The sequence below is a fragment of the Streptococcus oralis genome (assembly GCF_001579175.1).
GTDB lineage: Bacteria > Bacillota > Bacilli > Lactobacillales > Streptococcaceae > Streptococcus > Streptococcus oralis_O.
Genome location: NZ_KQ970760.1, coordinates 295,708 through 297,084, shown reverse-complemented (window position 1 = coordinate 297,084; position 1,377 = coordinate 295,708). Strand labels below are relative to the sequence as shown.

Genomic DNA, 1,377 nt, shown 5'->3' with positions numbered 1-1,377 from the left:
TTTCACCTATATCAGTGCCATGCGCTTGATTATCTTGCCTCAGGCCTTCCGTATCATTCTCCCTCCTTTGACCAACCAAATCGTTAACCTTATCAAGAATACTTCAACGGTTGCTATCATCTCTGGAGTAGACTTGATGTTTGTGACCAAGTCCTGGTCAGCTCTCAACGGAAACTACATCCCTGCATTTCTAGGTGCGGCTCTTCTCTACTTTGCCCTTTGCTTCCCTGTTGCCCAATTTGGTCGCAAGATGGAGCAAGCCAACAAAAAAGCCTATTCACTTTAGGAGGTTACTATGGAATCTATTTTAGAAGTTTTGACCCCAGATAACCTAGCCTTTATCTTTAAAGGATTTGGCTTGACCCTTTATATTTCTCTGATTGCCATCGTCCTCTCTACCCTGATCGGGACGGTACTTGCGGTTATGCGAAATGGGAAAAATCCTGTCTTGCGAATCATCTCCAGCATTTATATCGAATTTGTGCGTAATGTTCCCAACCTTCTCTGGATTTTCACCATCTTTTTGGTGTTCAAGATGAAGTCCACACCAGCAGGTATTACGGCCTTTACCCTTTTTACCTCAGCAGCCCTAGCTGAAATTATCCGAGGCGGTCTCAATGCCGTGGATAAAGGGCAGTTCGAAGCAGGAATGTCACAAGGATTTACTTCTGCGCAAATCCTCTACTACATCATTCTCCCACAAGCGATCCGTAAAATGCTGCCGGCTATCATTTCTCAGTTTGTGACCGTGATTAAGGATACCAGCCTTCTTTACTCTGTTATCGCCCTACAAGAACTCTTTGGCGCTAGCCAAATTCTCATGGGACGCTATTTTGAACCTGAGCAGGTCTTCAGTCTTTATATCCTGATCGCTCTGATCTATTTCAGCTTTAACCTAGCAATTTCAAGCCTGTCCCGCATGCTAGCCAAACGCTGGCAACAAGCCGCAGAATAAAAAAGAAATGTGAACGAAAAATAGACGTTCACATTTTTATATTTTCATTAGTAGAGATACTTTCTTATGTGTGCTGGTCAATTTTAACTCATTTTTGCTCAATCCTACTATACTACCCTATCATTTAACTGATTCTGTTGCAATATATGTTTTAATATTCAGTTCATGCAGTCTACCAAAACCATTTGTATCTTCATATATGTCAAGTAGAGTGAACCCTGCCTTTAACTGTCCACCTATTTGCTCTGTCATATTGTGAGAGAATTGTATGCCAGCATTTTCTTTTATCATAAAATCTTTGGCTGCTTTATCTTTTAATGGATTAAACGGCATTTTCCAAATAATTTCTTTTTCTTCATTATCCACAATGTAATTTATTTCATTGTTTAATCCTGCCAGAAAAATTCCACCCTTTTTCAGAA

At 40.5% G+C, this 1,377-nt stretch carries 2 protein-coding genes and 1 pseudogene; 2 read left to right on the top strand and 1 reads right to left on the bottom strand.

Features of this window, described 5'->3' with window-relative positions:
* Together SORDD24_RS05745 and SORDD24_RS05740 are read left to right on the top strand one after the other, a co-directional pair.
* The coding region (locus SORDD24_RS05745) for an ABC transporter permease subunit (RefSeq protein ID WP_155720135.1) at nt 1-286 on the top strand (286 nt) is incomplete at its 5' end.
* A gap of 9 nt (nt 287-295) precedes the next feature.
* Nucleotides 296-955 carry an amino acid ABC transporter permease gene (locus tag SORDD24_RS05740; protein WP_061408525.1) on the top strand — a complete coding sequence of 220 codons (660 nt, stop codon included), beginning with the start codon at nt 296-298 and terminating at the stop codon, nt 953-955.
* A 120-nt stretch (nt 956-1,075) separates the two neighbouring features.
* Here SORDD24_RS05740 and SORDD24_RS05735 read toward each other — a convergent pair.
* A pseudogene (locus SORDD24_RS05735) lies at nt 1,076-1,377 on the bottom strand (SAM-dependent methyltransferase); the annotation flags it as partial.

Bases quoted from the DNA above. Each gene is read 5' to 3' on its own strand.
- SORDD24_RS05740 (WP_061408525.1), top strand. From the start codon at position 296: ATGGAATCTATTTTAGAAGTTTTGACCCCAGATAACCTAGCCTTTATC.